The 18,139-nt window shown below is 70.3% G+C and carries 19 protein-coding genes; 17 read left to right on the top strand and 2 right to left on the bottom strand.

The annotated features are described in order from the left end of the window. The first annotated feature begins 15 nt into the window (after positions 1 to 15). The 3 genes from SB816_RS06125 to SB816_RS06115 are packed head-to-tail and all read left to right on the top strand — an operon-like array spanning position 16 to position 2,626. Positions 16 to 861, top strand: coding sequence for a CheR family methyltransferase (locus SB816_RS06125; protein ID WP_054500761.1), 846 nt, complete (start codon positions 16 to 18; stop codon positions 859 to 861). Continuing rightward, positions 858 to 1,493: a chemotaxis protein CheB gene (locus SB816_RS06120; protein WP_144655474.1), complete on the top strand. Its 636-nt coding sequence runs from the start codon at positions 858 to 860 to the stop codon at positions 1,491 to 1,493. The genes SB816_RS06125 and SB816_RS06120 overlap by 4 nt, the downstream gene beginning before the upstream one ends. Then, positions 1,490 to 2,626 (top strand): hybrid sensor histidine kinase/response regulator, encoded by a 1,137-nt coding sequence (locus tag SB816_RS06115; RefSeq protein WP_054484794.1) that lies wholly within the window; start codon positions 1,490 to 1,492, stop codon positions 2,624 to 2,626. The genes SB816_RS06120 and SB816_RS06115 overlap by 4 nt, the downstream gene beginning before the upstream one ends. A gap of 15 nt (positions 2,627 to 2,641) precedes the next feature. Here the strand turns inward: SB816_RS06115 and SB816_RS06110 are convergent, their stop codons facing one another. Continuing rightward, the gene (locus tag SB816_RS06110) at positions 2,642 to 3,436 is read right to left on the bottom strand and encodes an AraC family transcriptional regulator (protein ID WP_410546633.1); all 795 of its coding nucleotides are present in this window, start codon (positions 3,434 to 3,436) and stop codon (positions 2,642 to 2,644) included. 218 nt (positions 3,437 to 3,654) lie between these two features. Here SB816_RS06110 and SB816_RS06105 point away from each other — a divergent pair, with 218 nt between their 5' ends. The 14 genes from SB816_RS06105 (at position 3,655) to SB816_RS06040 (ending at position 15,759) form a co-directional block, all read left to right on the top strand. Then, entirely contained in the window at positions 3,655 to 4,620 is a 966-nt protein-coding gene (locus tag SB816_RS06105) for a Bug family tripartite tricarboxylate transporter substrate binding protein (protein ID WP_410546632.1), read from the top strand. Further along, positions 4,613 to 5,494: a PhzF family phenazine biosynthesis protein gene (locus SB816_RS06100; protein WP_410546631.1), complete on the top strand. Its 882-nt coding sequence runs from the start codon at positions 4,613 to 4,615 to the stop codon at positions 5,492 to 5,494. Before SB816_RS06105 ends, SB816_RS06100 begins: the two co-directional genes overlap by 8 nt. Positions 5,495 to 5,626: 132 nt before the next feature. After that, a complete protein-coding gene (locus tag SB816_RS06095; protein ID WP_054500756.1) occupies positions 5,627 to 6,172 on the top strand; it encodes an RNA polymerase sigma factor in 546 nt (181 codons plus the stop codon). Then, positions 6,169 to 6,840, top strand: a complete 672-nt coding sequence (locus SB816_RS06090) for an anti-sigma factor domain-containing protein (RefSeq protein ID WP_054500755.1) — start codon at positions 6,169 to 6,171, stop codon at positions 6,838 to 6,840. Before SB816_RS06095 ends, SB816_RS06090 begins: the two co-directional genes overlap by 4 nt. Positions 6,841 to 6,899: 59 nt before the next feature. After that, positions 6,900 to 7,796, top strand: coding sequence for an alpha/beta hydrolase (locus tag SB816_RS06085; protein WP_175142662.1), 897 nt, complete (start codon positions 6,900 to 6,902; stop codon positions 7,794 to 7,796). A gap of 1 nt (position 7,797) precedes the next feature. Continuing rightward, positions 7,798 to 8,550 (top strand): hypothetical protein, encoded by a 753-nt coding sequence (locus SB816_RS06080; protein WP_410546630.1) that lies wholly within the window; start codon positions 7,798 to 7,800, stop codon positions 8,548 to 8,550. Between the two features lie 71 nt (positions 8,551 to 8,621). Beyond that, positions 8,622 to 9,551 carry an acyl-CoA desaturase gene (locus SB816_RS06075; protein WP_410546629.1) on the top strand — a complete coding sequence of 310 codons (930 nt, stop codon included), beginning with the start codon at positions 8,622 to 8,624 and terminating at the stop codon, positions 9,549 to 9,551. Positions 9,552 to 9,553: 2 nt separating this feature from the next. Beyond that, a complete protein-coding gene (locus tag SB816_RS06070; RefSeq protein WP_054500752.1) occupies positions 9,554 to 10,819 on the top strand; it encodes an NAD(P)/FAD-dependent oxidoreductase in 1,266 nt (421 codons plus the stop codon). Continuing rightward, positions 10,816 to 11,592, top strand: coding sequence for a DUF1365 domain-containing protein (locus SB816_RS06065; RefSeq protein WP_410546628.1), 777 nt, complete (start codon positions 10,816 to 10,818; stop codon positions 11,590 to 11,592). The genes SB816_RS06070 and SB816_RS06065 overlap by 4 nt, the downstream gene beginning before the upstream one ends. After that, entirely contained in the window at positions 11,589 to 12,863 is a 1,275-nt protein-coding gene (locus SB816_RS06060; protein ID WP_336234845.1) for a cyclopropane-fatty-acyl-phospholipid synthase family protein, read from the top strand. The genes SB816_RS06065 and SB816_RS06060 overlap by 4 nt, the downstream gene beginning before the upstream one ends. Beyond that, positions 12,863 to 13,375 (top strand): DUF2878 domain-containing protein, encoded by a 513-nt coding sequence (locus tag SB816_RS06055; RefSeq protein WP_269872254.1) that lies wholly within the window; start codon positions 12,863 to 12,865, stop codon positions 13,373 to 13,375. Before SB816_RS06060 ends, SB816_RS06055 begins: the two co-directional genes overlap by 1 nt. Further along, a complete protein-coding gene (locus tag SB816_RS06050; RefSeq protein ID WP_047991839.1) occupies positions 13,372 to 14,139 on the top strand; it encodes a DUF1295 domain-containing protein in 768 nt (255 codons plus the stop codon). The genes SB816_RS06055 and SB816_RS06050 overlap by 4 nt, the downstream gene beginning before the upstream one ends. Positions 14,140 to 14,150: 11 nt before the next feature. Beyond that, positions 14,151 to 15,233 (top strand): SAM-dependent methyltransferase, encoded by a 1,083-nt coding sequence (locus SB816_RS06045; RefSeq protein ID WP_116793733.1) that lies wholly within the window; start codon positions 14,151 to 14,153, stop codon positions 15,231 to 15,233. A gap of 10 nt (positions 15,234 to 15,243) precedes the next feature. Then, positions 15,244 to 15,759, top strand: coding sequence for a lipocalin family protein (locus SB816_RS06040; RefSeq protein ID WP_054500747.1), 516 nt, complete (start codon positions 15,244 to 15,246; stop codon positions 15,757 to 15,759). A gap of 46 nt (positions 15,760 to 15,805) precedes the next feature. Here the strand turns inward: SB816_RS06040 and SB816_RS06035 are convergent, their stop codons facing one another. Then, positions 15,806 to 18,070, bottom strand: a complete 2,265-nt coding sequence (locus SB816_RS06035; protein ID WP_410546627.1) for a TonB-dependent receptor — start codon at positions 18,068 to 18,070, stop codon at positions 15,806 to 15,808. Between the last annotated feature and the right edge of the window lie 69 nt (positions 18,071 to 18,139).

Below are 18,139 nucleotides of genomic sequence, written 5' to 3'. Positions count from 1 at the left end.
CCGGACCCGGCGACCATGACCCTGCCCCCTCCGCCCAAGGCGCAGACCGAGGATATCGAGCAGCGGCTGCTGCTCGACGCGATCTATCACCAGTACCACTACGACTTCCGCGAGTATGCCCAGGCCTCGCTCAAGCGGCGCCTGCGCAGCGCCTTGTCGCACTTCGGCTGCAAGACCCTGTCGCAGTTGCAGGACCGCGTGCTGCATGAGCCGCCGGTGTTCACCAGCCTGCTGCAATTCCTGACCGTCCAGGTCAGCGACATGTTTCGCGACCCCAGCTATTTCCTGGCGCTGCGCCGCGAAGTGGTGCCCATCCTGCGCACCTACCCCTCTATCAAGGTGTGGGTGGCCGGCTGCAGCACCGGCGAGGAGGTCTATTCGCTCGCCATCCTGCTGCATGAGGAAGGCCTGCTGGACCGCGCCCTGATCTACGCGACCGACATCAATCCGCATGCGCTGCGCGCGGCCGAACAGGGCGTGTTCGACCTGGACCGGGTGGCCGCCTTCACCAGCAACCACGCCCAGTCCGGCGGCCGCAGCTCGCTGTCCGATTACTACACCGCGCGCTACGGGCGCGTGGTGTTCGACAAGCAGTTGCGCGAGCACATGGTGTTCTCGGACCACAGCCTGGCGACCGACAGCGTGTTCGCGGAGGTGCACCTGGTCTCGTGCCGCAACGTGCTTATCTATTTCGAGCGCGACCTGCAGAACCGCGCATTGCGCCTGTTCCATGACGCGCTGGTGCATCGCGGCTTCATGGGCCTGGGCTCGCGCGAATCGGTGCGCTTTTCCGCCCAGGCAGACGGCTTCGACGATTTCGTGCTCGAAGACCGCATCTACCGCAAGAAGGCCGGCCTGTGAGCGCCCCAACGCCGGATCGCGGCGAGGCGGCGGGCGCCTGGGACGCCATCGTCATCGGCGGCTCGTCGGGCGCCATCGAGGTCCTGAACCTGCTGATGCCCGCCCTGCCGGCCGGCCTGCGCGCCGCGGTGATCGTGCTGCTGCACCTGCCGCGCGACCGCCGCAGCCTCTTGGTCGACATCTTCCGCGACCGCTGCGCGCTGCCGCTGTGCGAGGCTGAGGACCAACAGCCCATCCAGCCGGGGCACGTCTATTTCGCGCCCCCCGACTACCACCTGCTGGTCGACCGTGGGCCGCGCCTGGCGCTGTCGATCGGCCCGCTGGTGCATTTCTCGCGGCCTTCAATCGACGTGCTGTTCCAGTCCGCCGCCGACGGCTATGGCGAGCGGTTGCTGGGGGTGCTGCTGTCGGGCGCCAACGAAGACGGCGCCGCCGGCCTGGCCGCCATCCACGCAGCAGGCGGCCGCGCCGTGGTCCAGGCGCCGGACACCGCCGCGATGCGCGCCATGCCCGACGCCGCCCTGGCGCGCATCGATGCCCCCCTGGTCCTGGCGCCCGCCGCCATCGCGACGCTGCTGTCGCAGTTGCCCGCGCAGCCGCGGCCCTGCCCCCCCACTTCCACCACACCATGATATTGACATCTGCCAAACCCTCGGATGACCGCATCAAGTGCCTGCTGGTCGACGACGTGCCCGAAAATCTGGTCGCGCTGGAAGCGCTGCTGGCGAGCGACCGGGTCGAAGTGCTGAAAGCGCAATCCGGCCCGCAGGCGCTGGAACTGCTGCTGAATCATCCCGACGTGGCGCTGGCGCTGCTCGATGTGCAGATGCCCGACATGAACGGCTTCGAGCTGGCCGAGCTGATCCGCGGCAGCGAGCGCACCCGCCACATTCCGCTGATCTTCATCACCGCCGGCTCGCGCGAACAGAACTGGCAGTTCCGCGGCTACGAGAGCGGCGCGGTGGACTTTCTGTACAAGCCGGTCGACCCTTACATGCTGCGCAGCAAGGCGAACGTGTTCTTCGAGTTGCACGAGCGCCGGCGCGCGCTGGCGCAGCAACTGGAGGCGCGCACCGAGGCGCTGCGGGTCAACGACATGTTCATGGCCGTGCTCAGCCATGACCTGCGCACGCCATTGCAGGCGGTCATCATGGGCGCCTCGATGCTGGCGCGCCAGGGCGGCGACGCGCGCGTGGTCAGCGTGGCGCAACGCATGCTCCAGAGCAGCGAGCGCATGAAGCACCTGATCGAAGACCTGCTCGACGTGACGCGCATCCGCCAGGCCGGCGGACTGGCGCTGGCGCCGGCGCGCATCGGCATGGACACGCTGGTCCACCGCACCCTGGACGAATTGCGCGCCGGCTTCGCCGACCGCCAGATCGAAGCCGAATGCCATGGCGACCCGGTCGGCGAATGGGACGGCGAGCGCATCGCCCAGGTGCTGGCCAATCTGCTCGGCAACGCCTTGCACCACGGCGCCCGCGACGTGCCGGTGCGGGTCGAGGTGGATGGTTCCGTTGCCGACCGGGTCGTGGTCACGGTCAGCAACGGCGGCAGCATTCCCGCGGAACTGCTGCCGCAACTGTTCAACCCGTTCCGCAGCGGCGCGCGGCCGGCCGGGGGCCATCGCGGCCTGGGGCTGGGACTGTTCATCGCGCAACAGGTGGCGCAATCCCACGGCGGCCGCATCAGCGCCGAATCGCGCGACGGCATCACCCGCTTCCGCGTGGCGCTGCCACGGCAGGCGTCGACCGCCTCGACCTGACGCTATCGATTCGCGTCAGAACGGCCCGGCAAGGTCCGGGTCCTGCCCGGCCCCGACCGCGCGCAGCAGCCGGCCCAGGTGGCCACTGCTGGAAAACCCCAATTCGGCGCTGACCCGCGCCAAGGGTTCGCCCAGCGCAAGCCGCTGGCGCGCGGCTTGCGCCAGGAGCAGGCGGCGCAGGGCGATGGGGGAGAGTCCGTAGGCTTGCTGGCAGGCGCGCTGCAGCGTGCGCGTGGTGGCGCCGAGCGCGCTGGCCGACTCCGCGATGGCGGGCAGCGGCTGCCCTTCCTCCAATCGACCGCGCAGCAGCGCCAGCCATTGCCGCGCCAACGGCAGCGGCGCCTGCGTCACGCGGGCGTGGGCCTGCAGCCGGTGATGCGCGTCGAGCTGCGCGATCAGCGCCGCCACCAGCATCGGCAGGGCCGCGGCCGACAGCGCCGGCTTCCACAGCGCGTCCAGCATGGCCTGGGCCGCGCCGTCCAGTTGCAGCACTCCGCCGGCCTGGCAGTCGCGCAGCAGTTCGGGCGCCAGATAGAGTTCGCCATGCTGCTGCGCGGCGCTTTCGGCGCGCGTGCTGTGTTCAACGTGCGAGGGCAGCAGCAAGGCCTGGCCGCGAACCAGGCGACTGCGGCGGCGCGCGCCTTCCTCGTCCTGCCAGGCGCTGTCGAGCGCGCCGGCGCGCGGCCAGAGCAGCATGGCGCAGTCGTGCTCGTGCCAGTGAAAGGCGTAGTGCGGCTGGCGGCTGGCCGCAATGGCAAAGCCGGTCTGGGCGATCAGGTCCTGTTTGGACGAAAGCGGGACGGAACGCATGATGGGTCGGCGGCGCGGATGCCGCGCCGGCGGCAGGCCAACGCGGGCGGAAATGGACGTCGCCCCAGTATCGACGCGCGCCCGCGTCCACGCAAGCCCGGCGTCCGCGCCGCCGGGCCGCTGTCGTGTGCGGGATCGGCCCCTGTCGCGCCGTGGTTCGCCCGCGCGCGGGCCGCCCCCCTACGATCGGGGCGTTCAACCTATACAAGGGGATGTCCATGATCCGCGCATTGCCGCTCGCCCTGTTGTCCTTCGCCCCCCTGGCCCTGCCGCTCGCCGCCGCGGCGGCCGAACCGGCCTGGCCTGACAAACCGATCACGCTGATCGTGCCGTTCCCGGCCGGCGGCGGCACCGACCTGGTGGTGCGCACCCTGCAGCCGGCGTTGACGCGCCAATTGCGGCAGACCGTCATCATCCAGAACGCCGGCGGCGCCGGCGGCACGGTGGGCACCGGCCAGGCCGCGCGCGCCAGGCCCGACGGCTATACCGCCGTCGCGGTCACCACCAGCACGGTCGCGCTCAGCGCCAGCCTGTACAGGAATCTGCCGTACAAGCCGGCCCACGATTTCGACTACGTCGGCTTCATCGGCACCTCGCCCTACGTGCTGGCCGCGCAGCCGGCCCTGAAGGCCACCACCCTGCCCGCGCTGGTCGCGGCACTCAAGGGCCGCAGCGTCACCTATGCCTCGGTGGGCGCCGGCACCGTGTCGCACCTGCTGGGCGAGATGTTCAAGAAAGACGAGCGCCTGGACCTGACCCACGTGCCCTACCGCGGCGCGGCGCCCGCCTACACCGACCTGATCGGCGGCCAGGTCGACATCATGTTCGACAACCCCGTGGGCCTGGCGCCCTTCGTGCAGAGCGGCAAGCTGGTCGCCGTGGCCACCACCGCCGCCACCCCGATCCTGCCGAACGTGCCGACGTTCGCCGCGCAAGGCATGCCCGCCTACACGCAATCGCTGTGGTACGGCCTGGCTTTCCCGAAAGGCACGCCGCCTGCCATCGTGCAGAAGATGAACCTTGCCCTGAACACGGTGCTGCGCGATCCGGCCATCGCGGCGGACCTGGCGGCCAAGGGCGTCGACGTGCACCCGGACACGGCCGACGCGCTGGCCCACACCGTCTCCCACGACCTCGCCTTCTGGGGCGAGCTCATCACCACCCTCGGAGTCCAGTTTGACTGACCTTCCCTCCCCCCGCGCGCCCGCCCCGCCGGCCGCCGGCTCGGCCGCCCTGCTGCGCGTCTTCGTCGATCCCGCCCACGCCGGACGCGGCGGCAACCCCGTGCCGCTGGTGCTCGACGCGCTCGGCATGACGGCCGCCGACATGCAGGCCCTGGCCGCGCGCCACGGCCACGAATCGTCCTTCGTGGCGCCGGCCGATCGCGATGGCCACCTGTGCCGGCTGCGCTTCTTCGTGCCCGGCCATGAAATGGAGATGTGCGGCCACGCCACCGTCGGCACGCTCTGGGCGCTGCGGCAATGGGGGCACTGGCGCACGCCCGCCACGCGGGTCCAGACCCTGAGCGGCAGCGTGGACGTCGAATGGGACGAGGCCGGCGATCGGGCCTGGGTCTCGCAACCCGCCGCGACCACCCGCGCGCTGACGCCAGACCAGTGCCGCGCCGTCGCGGCCGTGCTGCGCATCGATCCGGCGCTGCCGGGCCTGCACATGGTCAATGCCAGCACCAGCCGCGTCAAAACCCTGGTGCGGATGCCCGACGCGGCCGCGCTGGACGCGCTGGCCCCCGACTTCGATGCGATGCGCGGCTTGTGCGAGGCCATCGGCTCGACCGGCCTGTACCCCTACGCATTGACGGCCGACGGCGCCAGCGCGCGGCAGTTTCCGAAGGCTTCCGGCTATCCCGAGGACGCCGCCACCGGCATCGCGGCGGCGGCATTGTGGGGCTATCTGGACAAGACCGGCGCCATCCCCGCCGGCCAGGTCTGCACGGTGCGCCAGGGCGTGGCCATGGGCTCCCCGTCGGCAATCCAGCTACGAGCGCGGGGCGATGGCGCCGGCTGCTGGCTGAGCGGCCTCACGCAATGGATGACGTGACCGGCAAGGGCCAGACCGCGCAACGAGGCCGGAGTTTTCGGTAGTATGTCGGATGGTGCCGCGGCGCGTCCCGCCGTGGCGCCCATTCCGCGCATTCTGCGGCCGCACCCCATGTGACCCCGGATACCCGTCATGCCCGACCCCATACGTCTGAAGGCCCTGATACAAGACTGCGCGCGCGGCCAGGAATCCGCGCTGGCCGAACTCTATCGTCAAACGTCCCCGCATCTGTTTGCCCTTGCCGTCCGTATATTGCGACGAAGCGACTGGGCGGAAGAAGTCCTCCAGGACAGCTTCATCAATATCTGGCGCAACGCCGCCCGCTATTCTTCGGAACAGAGCCAAGTCATGACCTGGATGACCCGCATCGTGCGCAACCGCTGTATCGACCTGCTGCGCAGGCCCGACCTGGAGCGCCCGGACGCCGACGGCGAACTGACGCTGGCCTGGGCGGATGACGCGCCCGGCCCCTTCGAGCGCCTGCAGTCCGACCAGGATGCCCGGCGCCTGGCCGACTGCCTCAAGCAACTGGAAGGCCAGCAGCGCACGGCCATCGCGCTGTCCTTTTTCGACGACCTGAGCCACGGCGAGATCGCCCGCCGCCTGCAGGCGCCGCTGGGCACGATCAAGAGCTGGGTGCGGCGCGGCATGGAACGGCTCAAGAGGTGCCTGTCATGAACTACCGCGATCCGCAATTGCGCGCCCGGCTGGCGGCCGACTACGTCTCGGGCGCCATGCGCGGCGGCGCCCGCCGCCGCTTCGAGGGCCTGATGGCCGCCGACGCCAATCTGCGCCGGCAGGTGCGGGGCTGGGAAGACGACATCTACCCCCTGCTCTGGTCGCTGCCCGGCAGGACGCCCCCGCGCCGCGTCTGGCGCGCGATCCAATCCCGCCTGCACCCGGGCGCGGCGCCCTGGTGGCGCGGCCTGGCGTTCTGGCGCGTCGCCAGCGGCGCGCTGGCCGCCTTGCTGGTGGCCGGCGTCGTCATCTATCCCATGCAGGTGGACCGCGCCGCCCGGGCGCAACTGATGGCCGTGCTGCAAAGCCCCGAGGCGCAAGCCATGCTGGTGGTGCGCGCCGACGAAGCCGGCGGCCTGCACATCCACGCGCTGCAGAACCTGGCGACGCGCGCCGGCGGCAAGTCCCTGGAACTCTGGGCCATTCCGCCCGGGCAGGCGCCGCAGTCGGTCGGGCTGGTGTCGCCCGAAGGCCTGACCGCGCTGCGCCGCGCCCAGGGCCTGGCCGGCGTCCAGCAACTTGCCATCACGCTGGAGCCGCCGGGCGGCTCGCCCACCGGCGCGCCCACCGGGCCGGTCATCATGAGCGGCGACGTGCTGAAGATCTGAGCCGCATCCAACGCGGGCCCGTGCCCGTATAGAGGGGTGTCCCCGTTGCGGAGCACCCCATGTCTTCCTGGATCGGCCCGGGCCAGCGCGGCCTGCTCGAGATACTGCTGCTGGCCAGCCTGGCGCTAGGCCTGCTGGCCGCCTGCTCGCCCCTGACCCTGCTCAACGGCGCCGTGCCCGACGGCGCCAGCCGCGCCACGTCCGGGCTGGCCTATGGCCCGCTGCCGCGCCAGCGCCTGGACATCCATGCGCCGCTGGACGCCGCCGGCGCGCCGGTGGTGGTGTTCTTCTACGGCGGCAGTTGGCGCAGCGGCGAACGCGCCGACTACCGCTTCGCGGGCGACGCGCTGGCCTCGCGCGGCATCATCGCCGTCATCGCCGACTACCGCCTCTATCCGGAGGCTACCTACCCGGCGTTCCTGCAGGACGCGGCGCTGGCGGTGGCGTGGACGCAACGGCATATCGATGCCTATGGCGGCGACCCGGGCCGGGTGTTCGTGGCCGGCCACAGCGCCGGCGGCTACATCGCCGCCATGCTGGCCCTGGATCCGCGCTGGCTGCGCGATGCCGGCTCCGCGCCGGGCTCGCTGGCCGGCTGGATCGGCCTGGCGGGCCCCTACGACTTCCTGCCGATCGTCGCGCGTGACGTGCGGCCGGTGTTCCGGTTTCCCGATACGCCGGCCGACTCGCAACCGATCCGCCACGTCAGCGCCGACGCCCCGCCGGGCCTGCTGCTGACCGGCGGCGCCGACACCGCGGTGGACCCGCGGCGCAACAGCGCCGGCCTGGCGCGCGCCCTGCGCGCCGCTGGCGCCTGCGCGCGCCTGGTCGAGTATCCCGACCTCGGCCACAAACTGCTGGTGGGCGCGCTGGCGCGGCCCTTGCGCTGGCGCGCGCCGGTGCTGGACGACATGGCCGCGTTCGTGACCCGTCCCTGCTCCGCCCCGGGAGAATGACATGCGCCCATCGCTGCTGCTCGCCCTGATCCTGCCGCTGGCGCCGCTTGGCGCCCAGGCGGCCAACGAACACTACCTGGGCTACGCCTATGCCCAGCACGGCGGCGCCGAGCGCTACCGCGAGGAGCACTGGGTCGTCAGGGACGGCTCGCGGCAGACCCGGCTGGTGCTGTATCGCTGTCCGGACGGCGCCGCCTTCGCCCGCAAATGGGTGCGCGGCGGCGTGGATGATCCCGCGCCCGATTTCGCCCTGCTGGACCAGCGCGACGGCTACCGCGAAGGCGTCAGCAGCCGCGGCGGCGTGCGCCACGCCTACGTGCAGGCGCGCGCCAGCGCGACCACGCGCAGCCAGGCGCTGCCGCAGGCCGAAGACCCGGTGATCGACGCCGGCTTCGACGTCTGGCTGCGCGCGCACTGGGACTCACCCGACCGCCCCTTGCAGTTCCTGGTGCCCAGCCGATTGGCCCTGATGCCGCTGGAAGTCCAGGCGCGCGACGTGCCCGAACGGCGCGAGCGCGTATTCCGGCTGCGGCTGGATGCCTGGTACGGTTTCGCCGCGCCGCCGCTGCGCGTGACCTACGACCGCGACAGCCGACGCCTGCGCCGCTTCGAAGGCCCCAGCAACCTGCGCGACGGCAACGGCGGCACGCAGACCGTGCGCATCGAATTCCCCGCCGACGCCGAACTGGCCCCGCCCACCCAGCAGGACATGGACGCCGCGGCGGCCACGCCGTTGACGGGCCGGTGCGACTAAGGGTTTTCACTTATGCATCCGTCCGCCCGCCCCGCCCGTATATCCCCGCAAGCCTCGAACAGGACACGATGATGCGCCCTGAACCCTCTCACTGGACCACTTCGATACGCCGTTGGGTCGATACCCAGGCGGCGGGCGCGCCCGCCGGCCCGCCCGACCGCATCGACTGGACCCGCGCCCTGCCCTTCGCGCTGCTGCACGTTGGCTGCCTGGGCGTCGCATGGACCGGCGTTTCGCCGGTGGCGGTGGCCGTGGCGGTGGCGCTCTACGCCGTGCGCATGTTCGCCCTGACCGGCTTCTACCACCGCTATTTCTCGCACCGCACCTTCCGCACCTCGCGCGCCATGCAGTTGGTTTTCGCCATTCTCGGCGCTTCGTGCGCCCAGCGCGGCCCGTTGTGGTGGGCGGCGCACCACCGCCACCATCACCGCCACGCCGACGACGAACAGGATCTGCACTCGCCGGCCCGCCACGGTTTCTGGTGGAGCCACATGGGCTGGTTCCTGACGCCGCGCGCCTTCGCCACCGACCTGGCGCGCGTGCCGGACCTGCGCCGCTACCGCGAACTGCGCTGGCTGGACCGCTTCGACGCCGCCGTGCCCATCGCGCTGGCGCTGCTGAGCTATGCCCTGGGCGCCGCGCTCGCGCGCCTGGCGCCCGGCCTGGGCACCAGCGGGCCGCAGATGCTGGTGTGGGGCTTCTTCATCTCGACGGTGGCGCTGTTCCATGCGACCGTCACCATCAATTCACTGGCGCACCGCTACGGCAAGCGCCGCTACGACACCGCCGACGATAGCCGCAACAACGCCTGGCTGGCGCTATTGACCTTCGGCGAAGGCTGGCACAACAACCACCACTTCTATCCCGGTTCGGCGCGCCAGGGCTTTCGCGCCCGGGAAATCGACCTCACCTGGTACGGCCTGCGCCTGCTGGCGGCCGCTGGCCTGATCTGGGACCTGAAACCCGTGCCGGCCTGGGTGCTGGCGCGCGCCAAGGAATGACCATGCGCATCGCCATCATCGGTTCGGGCATCGCGGGACTGGTCTGCGCCTGGAAGCTGGGCCAGGACCATGACGTGACCCTGTACGAGGCCAACGACTACCTGGGCGGCCACACGCACACCCACGACGTCGAGCAGGACGGCCGCCGCTATGCGGTGGACAGCGGCTTCATCGTGCACAACCCTGTCAACTATCCGCACTTCACGGCGATGCTGGAGGAGCTGGGCGTGCGCTCGCAGCCCACCACCATGAGCTTCTCGGTGCACCAGGAGGCCGGCCGCCTGGAATACAACGCGACCTCGCTCGACACCCTGTTCTGCCAGCGCCGCAACCTGCTGTCGCCGCGCTTTCTGGGCATGGTGCGCGACCTGTTGCGCTTCTACCGCGAAGCCCCGGCCCTGCTGGCCGGCGACGAGCCCGGCCCGACGCTGGGCGAGTACCTGGCGCGGCACCGCTACGGCCAGGCATTCCAGGCCGACCACCTGATCCCGATGGCGTCGGCGCTGTGGTCATCGCCCGCCGCGCGCATTCTCGAATTCCCGGCGCGTTATCTGGTGCAGTTCATGGCCAACCACCAGATGCTGCAAGTCGATGCGCGCCCCCAATGGCGCGTGGTGCAGGGCGGGTCCAGCAGCTACATCCGCGCCCTGCGCGAACGCTGGAACGTGCGGGTGCGACTGAACTGCCCGGTGTACCAGGTCACGCGCCAGGCGGACGGCGTCACGCTGGCCTCGTGCGAGGGTCGGCCGCGCTACGACCAGGTGGTGTTCGCCTGCCACAGCGACCAGGCCCTGAAGCTGCTGGCCGCGCCCAGCGCGGCCGAGCGCGAGGTGCTCGGCGCGATCACGTATCAGCACAATGACGTCGTGCTGCACACCGACGCGCGCCTGCTGCCACGCCACCCCAAGGCCTGGGCGGCGTGGAATGCCTACGTGCCGGCCGACCCGTCGGCGCCGTGTTCGGTCAGCTACTGCATGAACCTCTTGCAAGGCCTGCAATCGCGCCGCCCCTTCATCGTCACGCTCAATCGCAGCGAAGCCATCGATCCGACGCAGGTGCTGGCCCGCATGCGCTACCACCATCCCGTTTACACCCTCGCGTCCGTGGCCGCCCAGGCGCGCCGCGACGAGATCTCGGGCCACCACCGCTGCTGGTACGCGGGCGCCTATTGGGGCTGGGGCTTTCACGAGGACGGCGTGGCCAGCGCGCTGGACGTGGTCCGGGGCATCCAATCGCAGGCCGCGGCCTTATCCGCGGTGGCGGCATGAACGGCCACAGCGCCCTCTACGAAGGCCGCGTGACGCACAGGCGCCACGTGCCGCACGCGCATGGTTTCAGCTACCGCATGGCGCAACTGTACCTGGACCTGGACGAAATCGACCAGGTGTTCCAGCGCCGCTGGCTGTGGTCGGTGGACCGGCCCAACCTGGCCGAATGGCGCCGCAGCGATTATCTGGATGGCGAGGCGGGGCAGCCGCTGGCGCAGGCGGTGCGGGCCAGGCTGCGAGCGCGCCTGGGCGAGGCGCCCGCCGGGCCGATCCGACTGCTGGCCCATCCGCGCTACGCCGGCTATGTCTTCAACCCGGTCAGCTTCTACTACTGCTACGAAGCCGACGGCGTGACCCTGGCCGCGATCCTGGCGGAGATCACGAACACCCCATGGAAACAACGGCATTGCGTCGTCCTGCCGGTCGCGCAGGCCGAGCGACGTGGCGACGCCATGGCCTGGCGCTTCGACAAACGCTTTCACGTCTCCCCCTTCATGCCCATGGACTGCATCTATGACTGGCGCTTCAACGCCCCGGGCGAGGATCTGCGGGTGCACATGCGCGTCAACCGCCAGGGCCAGCCGCAATTCGACGCCAACCTGCGCCTGCAACGCCGCGAACTCGACGGCGCTGCGCTGGCGCGCCTGCTGTGGCGCTTTCCCTTGATGACCCTGCAGGTCATCGGCGGCATCCACTGGCAGGCCCTGCGCCTCTGGCTCAAACGCAACCCGATCTACGACCATCCCCGCACGCCCAACGGAGAACCACAATGAAAGCCATGACGCCGTCCGAACATGCCGCCATCGCGGGGACCCGTCCGCCCGGAGCGCTGGAGCGCCTGCTGCGCAGACGCCTGTTCGCCCGTCTCTCGACGATCACCAGCGGCCGGCTGGCCATCGAGGACAGCCTGGGCAGCGTCACGCTGGGCGACGGCGAGCCGGTGGTGCGCCTGACCATCCGCGACATGGCCTTCTACCGCCTGGTGGCCACCCAGGGCAGCGTCGGCGCGGGCGAAGCGTACGGCGACGGCCTGTGGACCTGCGACGATCTGGTCGCCCTGGTGCGCCTGCTGGTGCGCAACCGCGACACGCTGGACGGCATGGAATCGGGGCTGGCGCGCGTGGCCGGCTGGGCGCTCAAGCGCTGGCATGCCGGCAACCGCAACACCCACGAAGGCAGCCGCCGCAACATCGCCGCCCACTACGACCTGGGCAACGATTTCTTCTCGCTGTTCCTGTCGCCGGACCTGATGTACTCGTCGGCGCTGTGGGCCGGCGCCGACGACACGCTGGAAGAGGCCTCGCGGCGCAAGCTGGACACCATCTGCCGCAAGCTGGAACTCGGCCCGGGCGACCGGGTCGTCGAAATCGGCAGCGGCTGGGGCGGATTCGCCATCCACGCCGCGCGCCACTACGGCTGCCACGTCACCACCGCCACCATCTCGCGCGAACAGCACGCGCTGGCGCTGGCGCGGGTGCGCGCCGTGGGCCTGGACGATCGCGTCAGCGTGGTGCTGCAGGACTACCGCGACCTGCAAGGCCGCTACGACAAGCTGGTGTCGATCGAGATGATCGAGGCGATCGGCGCGCAATATCTCGAGACCTATTTCGCCAAGGTCGCCGACCTGCTCGCGCCGCACGGGCGCGCGTTGATCCAGGCCATCACCATCGAAGACCATCGCTACCAGCAGGCGCTGGGCGAGGTGGATTTCATCAAGCGCCATATCTTTCCTGGCAGCTTCATCCCCTCGATCGAAGCGATGCTGCGGGCCAAGACGCGCGCCTGCGACCTCGCCCTCGTACACCTGGAGGATTTCGGCCTGTCGTACGCCCGCACCCTGCAAGCCTGGCGCCACCGCTTCCTGGCGCACCTGCCCGAGGTGCGGGAACAGGGCTTCGACAGCCGCTTCTGCCGCCTGTGGGAGTTCTACCTGGCCTACTGCGAAGGCGGCTTTCGCGAACGCTCGATCGGCGTCTCGCACCTGTTGCTGACCCCTCCCGGCGCCCGCGGCGACGGCGAGCGCTGGGTCCAGGCGGGCGTGTGATGCGCTTCTGGGCCAACCTGCTCGGCTACCAGCTTGTCTGGTTCAGCGCCGTCATCGGCGCGGGCCGCGGCCTGGCGTGGCCGGGCGTGGTCTCGGCCCTGGTCTTCATTGCCGCGCAACTGGCCTGCTCGGCCGAGTGGCGCGCCGACCTGAAGCTGGCCGCCGCCGCGTTGCTGTGCGGTTGCCTGCTCGACGGTGCGCTGTCCGCGTTGGGCTGGGCGGTCTACGCCGCCGACGCCTGGCCCGCGCCACGCTGGATCCTGGCGCTGTGGGCGGCCTTCGCGCTGACGCTGAACCATTCACTGGCCTACCTGCGGCCGCGCCGCTGGCTGGCCTTTGCTTTCGGCGCCATCGGCGGGCCGCTCGCCTACTGGGGCGCCGCGCGCGGCTGGCAGGCGGTGCAGTTCGAGGCGCCCGCCTGGCGCGCGACCGCGGCGCTGGCACTGGGCTGGGGGCTGATCCTGCCGGCGCTGACGCGCCGCGCGCAACGCTGGACGCGGGAGGCCGCATGAATCCCCTGTCGCAATGGCTGATCATCGCCGCCGTCATGGTCATCGCCATGACGTTGGCCTGGAGCTGGCAGCGCCGCCACGCCAACGCGGGCATCGTCGACGTGGTCTGGGCCGCGGGCCTGGGCGCCAGCGCCTTGCTGATCGCCGCCACCGGCCAAGGCGACTGGGCACCCAGGGCCAGCCTGGCCGCGATGGCCGGCGTCTGGTCGCTGCGGCTGGCCTGGCACCTGTGGCGCAGGGTCCGGCATGGCGAGGATGGACGCTACCGCGCGCTGCGCGAATACTGGGCGGGCCATCAAGGCAAGTTCTTCGGCCTGTTCATGTTCCAGGCCGGCCTGGTGATGCTGTTCAGCCTGCCCTTCCTGGCCGTGGGCGTGAGCCCCGCGCGCGGCCTGCCCGTCGCGCTGGGCCTGGCGATCTGGCTGGCGGCGCTGGCCGGTGAAGTCATCGCCGACCGCCAGCTCGACCGCTTTCGCGACGATCCGGCCCATCGCGGCCGGACCTGCCGCGACGGCCTGTGGCGCTATTCACGGCATCCCAACTATTTCTTCGAATGGTGCCATTGGTTCGGCTACGTCGCGCTGGCCTGGGGCTCGCCCCTGAACTGGCTGGCGTGGCTGGGCCCCGCGCTGATGTACGTCTTCCTGCGCTGGATCAGCGGCATTCCCTTCACCGAGCAGCAGGCCCTGCGCACTCGCGGCGACGACTACCGCGAGTATCAGCGCCGCACCTCGGCCTTCTTCCCGTGGTTCCCCAAATCCTGACGAGGCACGCCATGACGACCGCCAGCCTGAATGACCTCCCGCTCGCCACCGACCGCCCCGCGCCCGGCCTGCTCGGCCTGGCCGAACGCGGCCTGGTGCCCGACGCGCTGCTGCGCCTGGGCATCCGGCGCCTGTGCGCCGAACGCCTGACGGCCGAGTACGCCGGCGGCATCGAGGCCTGGACCGCCCGCGACCAGGCCCTGATCGCGCGCCTGCGCACCAGCCCGGTGGCCATCCACACCGACGCCGCCAACGCGCAGCACTATGAACTGCCCACCGCGTTCTTCCAGCTCTGCCTGGGCGCCCGCATGAAATATTCCGGCTGCCTGTACCCGACCGGCGCCGAAACGCTGGACCAGGCCGAAGCCGCCATGCTGCGCCTGTATGGCGAGCGCGCCGAGCTGGCCGACGGCCAGGACATCCTGGAGCTGGGGTGCGGCTGGGGTTCGCTGACCCTGTGGATGGCCGAACAGTTTCCCAACGCCCGCATCACCGCCGTGTCCAACTCGGCCACCCAGCGCCAGCATATCGAGGCGCGCTGCCGCGAACGCGGCTGGGAGCACGTGCGGGTCATCACCTGCGACGTCAACGCGCTGTCGTTGCCCGGCGCCGCCTACGACCGCTGCGTCTCGGTGGAAATGTTCGAGCACATGCGCAACTACCAGGACCTGCTGGCGCGCATCGGCCAATGGCTGCGGCCCGGCGGCAAGCTGTTCGTGCACATCTTCGCGCACCGCGAGCGCGCCTATCCGTTCGAGACCGAAGGCGCCGGCAACTGGATGGGACGCCACTTTTTCACCGGCGGCATCATGCCGGCGGCCGACACGCTGCTGCATTTCCAGCGCGACCTGCAACTGCAGGAAAAGTGGTTTCTCGATGGCACGCACTACGCGCGCACGGCCAACCACTGGCTGGCCAACCAGGACGCCCGCGCCGCGCAGGCCCGGGCGGTGCTGGAACAGGCCTACGGCCCGCAGTTGGCGCCGCTGTGGCATCAGCGCTGGCGCATGTTCTGGATGGCCTGCGCCGAATTGTTCGACTACGACCACGGCCAGCAATGGGGCGTCGCCCACTACCGGTTCACCCGTCCCTGAGGAGACCGCCATGTTGCGCGCCCTGTGTGTTGCCGCGATGGGCCTGCTGGCGGGCTGCGCCGGGCCCGCGCCCATGCCGCCCGTGGCCCATGTCGATCTGCCGCGTTTCATGGGCGACTGGTACGTCATCGCGCACATCCCCAGTTGGCCCGAACGCAACGCCTACGATGCCGTCGAAAGCTACCGGCCGCTGCCGGACGGCCGGATCCAGACCGATTTCCGTTACCGCAAGGGCAGTTTCGACGCCGAGGTCAGCACCATGCACCCGGTGGCCACGGTGCGGCCGGACACCGGCAACGCGGTCTGGGGCATGCAGTTCATCTGGCCGATCCAGGCGGAATACGTCATCGCCTACCTGGACGACGCCTACCAGACCACCATCATCGGCCGCTCCAAGCGCGATTACGTGTGGATCATGGCGCGCACGCCATGCCTGAGCGATGACGCCTACGCGCAGTTGGCCGACCGCGTCGCCGCGCTCGGCTACACGGAGTCCCTGCGCAAAGTGCCGCAGCGTTGCCAATAGGCGATACCGGCCCGCAACGCCGCCGCGGGCCGGCGGCTCGCCATCGTCAGAAGTCCATCGATGCCGACAGCATGAAGGTGCGCGGCGCGCCCAGCGCCAGGCTCGACAACTGCGGCATGCCCCAATATGCCTTGTTGGTCAGGTTGTTGACGCTGGCCCGCAGGGTGAGCGGGCGGTCGGCCACCCTGGTGGCGTAACGCGCGCCGACGTCATAGGTGGCGCGGCCGGGCACCGACAGCGAATTGTCCGCGCTGATGTATTGCTTGGACACGGCGGTCGCGTTGGCGGTCAGCGTCAGCCCGTGCACGGCCGGCACATCCCACTCGATGCCCAGCTTGCCTTGCAGCTTGGGCACGCCGGTCGCCTGCCTGCCCTCGTTGACGGCCAGCGCGGCCTTCGTGACCTTCGGATCGATGTACGCCACGCCGCCCATCAGGCGCACGCCGCGCAGCGGTTCGCCGAAGAAGCCCCACTCCACGCCGCGGTTGCGCTGTTCGCCGCCGAACGAAAACACATTGGTGACGGGATTGGTGTAGCTGCTCGGCCGCGTGATCTCGAACACGCCGAGGGTATGGGTGAAGTCACCGAAATCGACCTTGATGCCGGCCTCCTTCTGCTTGGTCTTGTAGGGCGCGAACAGCTCGCCGGCGTTGGCGGCGGTGGCTGGCGCCGTCTGGCCCTTGCTCAGCCCCTCGATGTAGTTGGCGTAGAGCGAGACATTGTCGGTGGCCTTGAACAGGATCGCCGCCGCCGGCGTGGTCGCGCTGGCGTCATAGCGGCTGGTGCGCGCGCCCGTGGCGACATTGAAGGTGTCCGAACGCACTTCCTGGCGACGCGCGCCCAGCGTCAACTGCAGCCGGTCCTCGGCGAACGACAACGTGTCCGCCAGGCCGTAGCTGATCAGGCGCGTTTCGGTATGCAGGATCGCCGGCCAGACGCCACTGACCTCCGGCCCCCAGACCGGCTTGTAGATATTGGTGGTCCAGTCCGCGCCCGGCACCGAGCGGCGGCCGTAGTCGCGTTCGGTATCGGTGTAGTAGGTGGCGTTCAGCACCCACTGATGCTTGATGCCGCCCGTCTGCAGCGTGCCTTTGACGCCGGCCTCCCCGGTGGTCTTCCTGATGCGCATGTTCAATTGGCCGATGGTGGTGCGCAGATCGCCCGCGGCGTTTAGCACCTGGGCCGAGATGGCGCCGTTATAGGTGTATTCGGACCGGCTGGCGCCGATCGCGGCGTATGCCATCAGGTTGTCGCTGACGTCGACTTCGCCGCGCACCATCGCGCCGCGATCGCGGTTGTGCACATACGCCCAGTCGGGGTTCAGCAAGGTATCGGCCTTGGGCGGCTTGGGCACGGCCACGCCCGGCGCCAGATTGATGCCGCGGGTCACTCCGTCCACGCGCTCGTCGCTGTCGTACAGATCCGCCGACACGCGCACGCGCTCGCTGCGCCAGTCCAGCCCCACGGCGGCCAGTTGCGCCTTCTTGTCCTGGTCCTTGATCGCGCCGGCGCCGTCGCGATAGACGCCGTTGAAGCGGATGCCGAACTGCTTGTCCTCGCCGAAGCGGCGTCCCATGTCCAGGTGGCCGCCGAACTGCGCGTCCGACATGTAGGTCGCGGTCAGGCGCGTCAATGGCTCATCGCCGGCGCGCTTGGGCACCAGGTTGACCGTGCCCCCCACCGAGCCGCCCGGCGGCATGCCGTTGAGCAGGGCCGACGGCCCCTTCAGCACCTCGATGCGCTCGAACATTTCCGGCGTGGTGCGATAGTACGGCGCCATGCCGAACAGCCCGCCGAAGGAGATATCGGTGGTGCTGGAGCTGAAGCCGCGGATCGAGTAATTCTCGCTCCAGGCGCCGGTGACGCCGTTGCTGAACACCGACGGGTCGGTCCGGGCGATCACGTCGGTGATGTCCTGGGCCTGCAGGTCCTGGATGTACTTGTCGGTATAGCTGATGACCGAGAACGGCGTGCTCATGAAGTCCCGCTCGCCCAGGAAGCCGGCACGACCGCCGTAAGTGACCTGGCCGCCGGCATAGGGCGAGGCGGGCTCCTCGGACTGCCCCGTGACCCGTGCCGCCGGCAGCGTCCTGACCCCGGCGACGGCCTGGTCCGGTTGCGCCTGCGACGCCGTCTCGCTGACGCGGGTTCGGTTATCGGCGGCCTGCTGCGCCTGCGCGGAGGGGGCCGCGATCAGGGCGGCGCCGGCCGTCAGGCCGAACAGGGCCGCGGTCAGGCCGTTGAGGGAAAAGGCGGTCCTGGCATGCGATGCGGGACGCGCGGCGCGGCCGCGATGGCGACGTGTGTTCATGGAATGCTCCGTTCGGTTGAGCGTGGCTTGCCCTTCATCGGCTTCATAATCAAGAATGAAAACAATGAA

Origin of the sequence: Achromobacter sp. SIMBA_011 (assembly GCF_046535435.1) — a bacterium.
GTDB lineage: Bacteria > Pseudomonadota > Gammaproteobacteria > Burkholderiales > Burkholderiaceae_B > Achromobacter > Achromobacter dolens.
Note: the sequence above shows the minus strand (reverse complement) of the source record. Positions and strands in the feature narration are given on the sequence as shown.

Bases quoted from the DNA above. Each gene is read 5' to 3' on its own strand.
- SB816_RS06070 (WP_054500752.1), top strand. From the start codon at position 9,554: ATGCGCATCGCCATCATCGGTTCGGGCATCGCGGGACTGGTCTGCGCC.
- SB816_RS06045 (WP_116793733.1), top strand. From the start codon at position 14,151: ATGACGACCGCCAGCCTGAATGACCTCCCGCTCGCCACCGACCGCCCC.
- SB816_RS06105 (WP_410546632.1), top strand. From the start codon at position 3,655: ATGATCCGCGCATTGCCGCTCGCCCTGTTGTCCTTCGCCCCCCTGGCC.
- SB816_RS06095 (WP_054500756.1), top strand. From the start codon at position 5,627: ATGCCCGACCCCATACGTCTGAAGGCCCTGATACAAGACTGCGCGCGC.
- SB816_RS06040 (WP_054500747.1), top strand. From the start codon at position 15,244: ATGTTGCGCGCCCTGTGTGTTGCCGCGATGGGCCTGCTGGCGGGCTGC.
- SB816_RS06110 (WP_410546633.1), bottom strand. From the start codon at position 3,436: ATGCGTTCCGTCCCGCTTTCGTCCAAACAGGACCTGATCGCCCAGACC.
- SB816_RS06055 (WP_269872254.1), top strand. From the start codon at position 12,863: ATGCGCTTCTGGGCCAACCTGCTCGGCTACCAGCTTGTCTGGTTCAGC.
- SB816_RS06075 (WP_410546629.1), top strand. From the start codon at position 8,622: ATGCGCCCTGAACCCTCTCACTGGACCACTTCGATACGCCGTTGGGTC.
- SB816_RS06080 (WP_410546630.1), top strand. From the start codon at position 7,798: ATGCGCCCATCGCTGCTGCTCGCCCTGATCCTGCCGCTGGCGCCGCTT.
- SB816_RS06065 (WP_410546628.1), top strand. From the start codon at position 10,816: ATGAACGGCCACAGCGCCCTCTACGAAGGCCGCGTGACGCACAGGCGC.
- SB816_RS06115 (WP_054484794.1), top strand. From the start codon at position 1,490: ATGATATTGACATCTGCCAAACCCTCGGATGACCGCATCAAGTGCCTG.
- SB816_RS06060 (WP_336234845.1), top strand. From the start codon at position 11,589: ATGAAAGCCATGACGCCGTCCGAACATGCCGCCATCGCGGGGACCCGT.
- SB816_RS06050 (WP_047991839.1), top strand. From the start codon at position 13,372: ATGAATCCCCTGTCGCAATGGCTGATCATCGCCGCCGTCATGGTCATC.
- SB816_RS06085 (WP_175142662.1), top strand. From the start codon at position 6,900: ATGTCTTCCTGGATCGGCCCGGGCCAGCGCGGCCTGCTCGAGATACTG.
- SB816_RS06090 (WP_054500755.1), top strand. From the start codon at position 6,169: ATGAACTACCGCGATCCGCAATTGCGCGCCCGGCTGGCGGCCGACTAC.
- SB816_RS06125 (WP_054500761.1), top strand. From the start codon at position 16: ATGACCCTGCCCCCTCCGCCCAAGGCGCAGACCGAGGATATCGAGCAG.
- SB816_RS06035 (WP_410546627.1), bottom strand. From the start codon at position 18,070: ATGAACACACGTCGCCATCGCGGCCGCGCCGCGCGTCCCGCATCGCAT.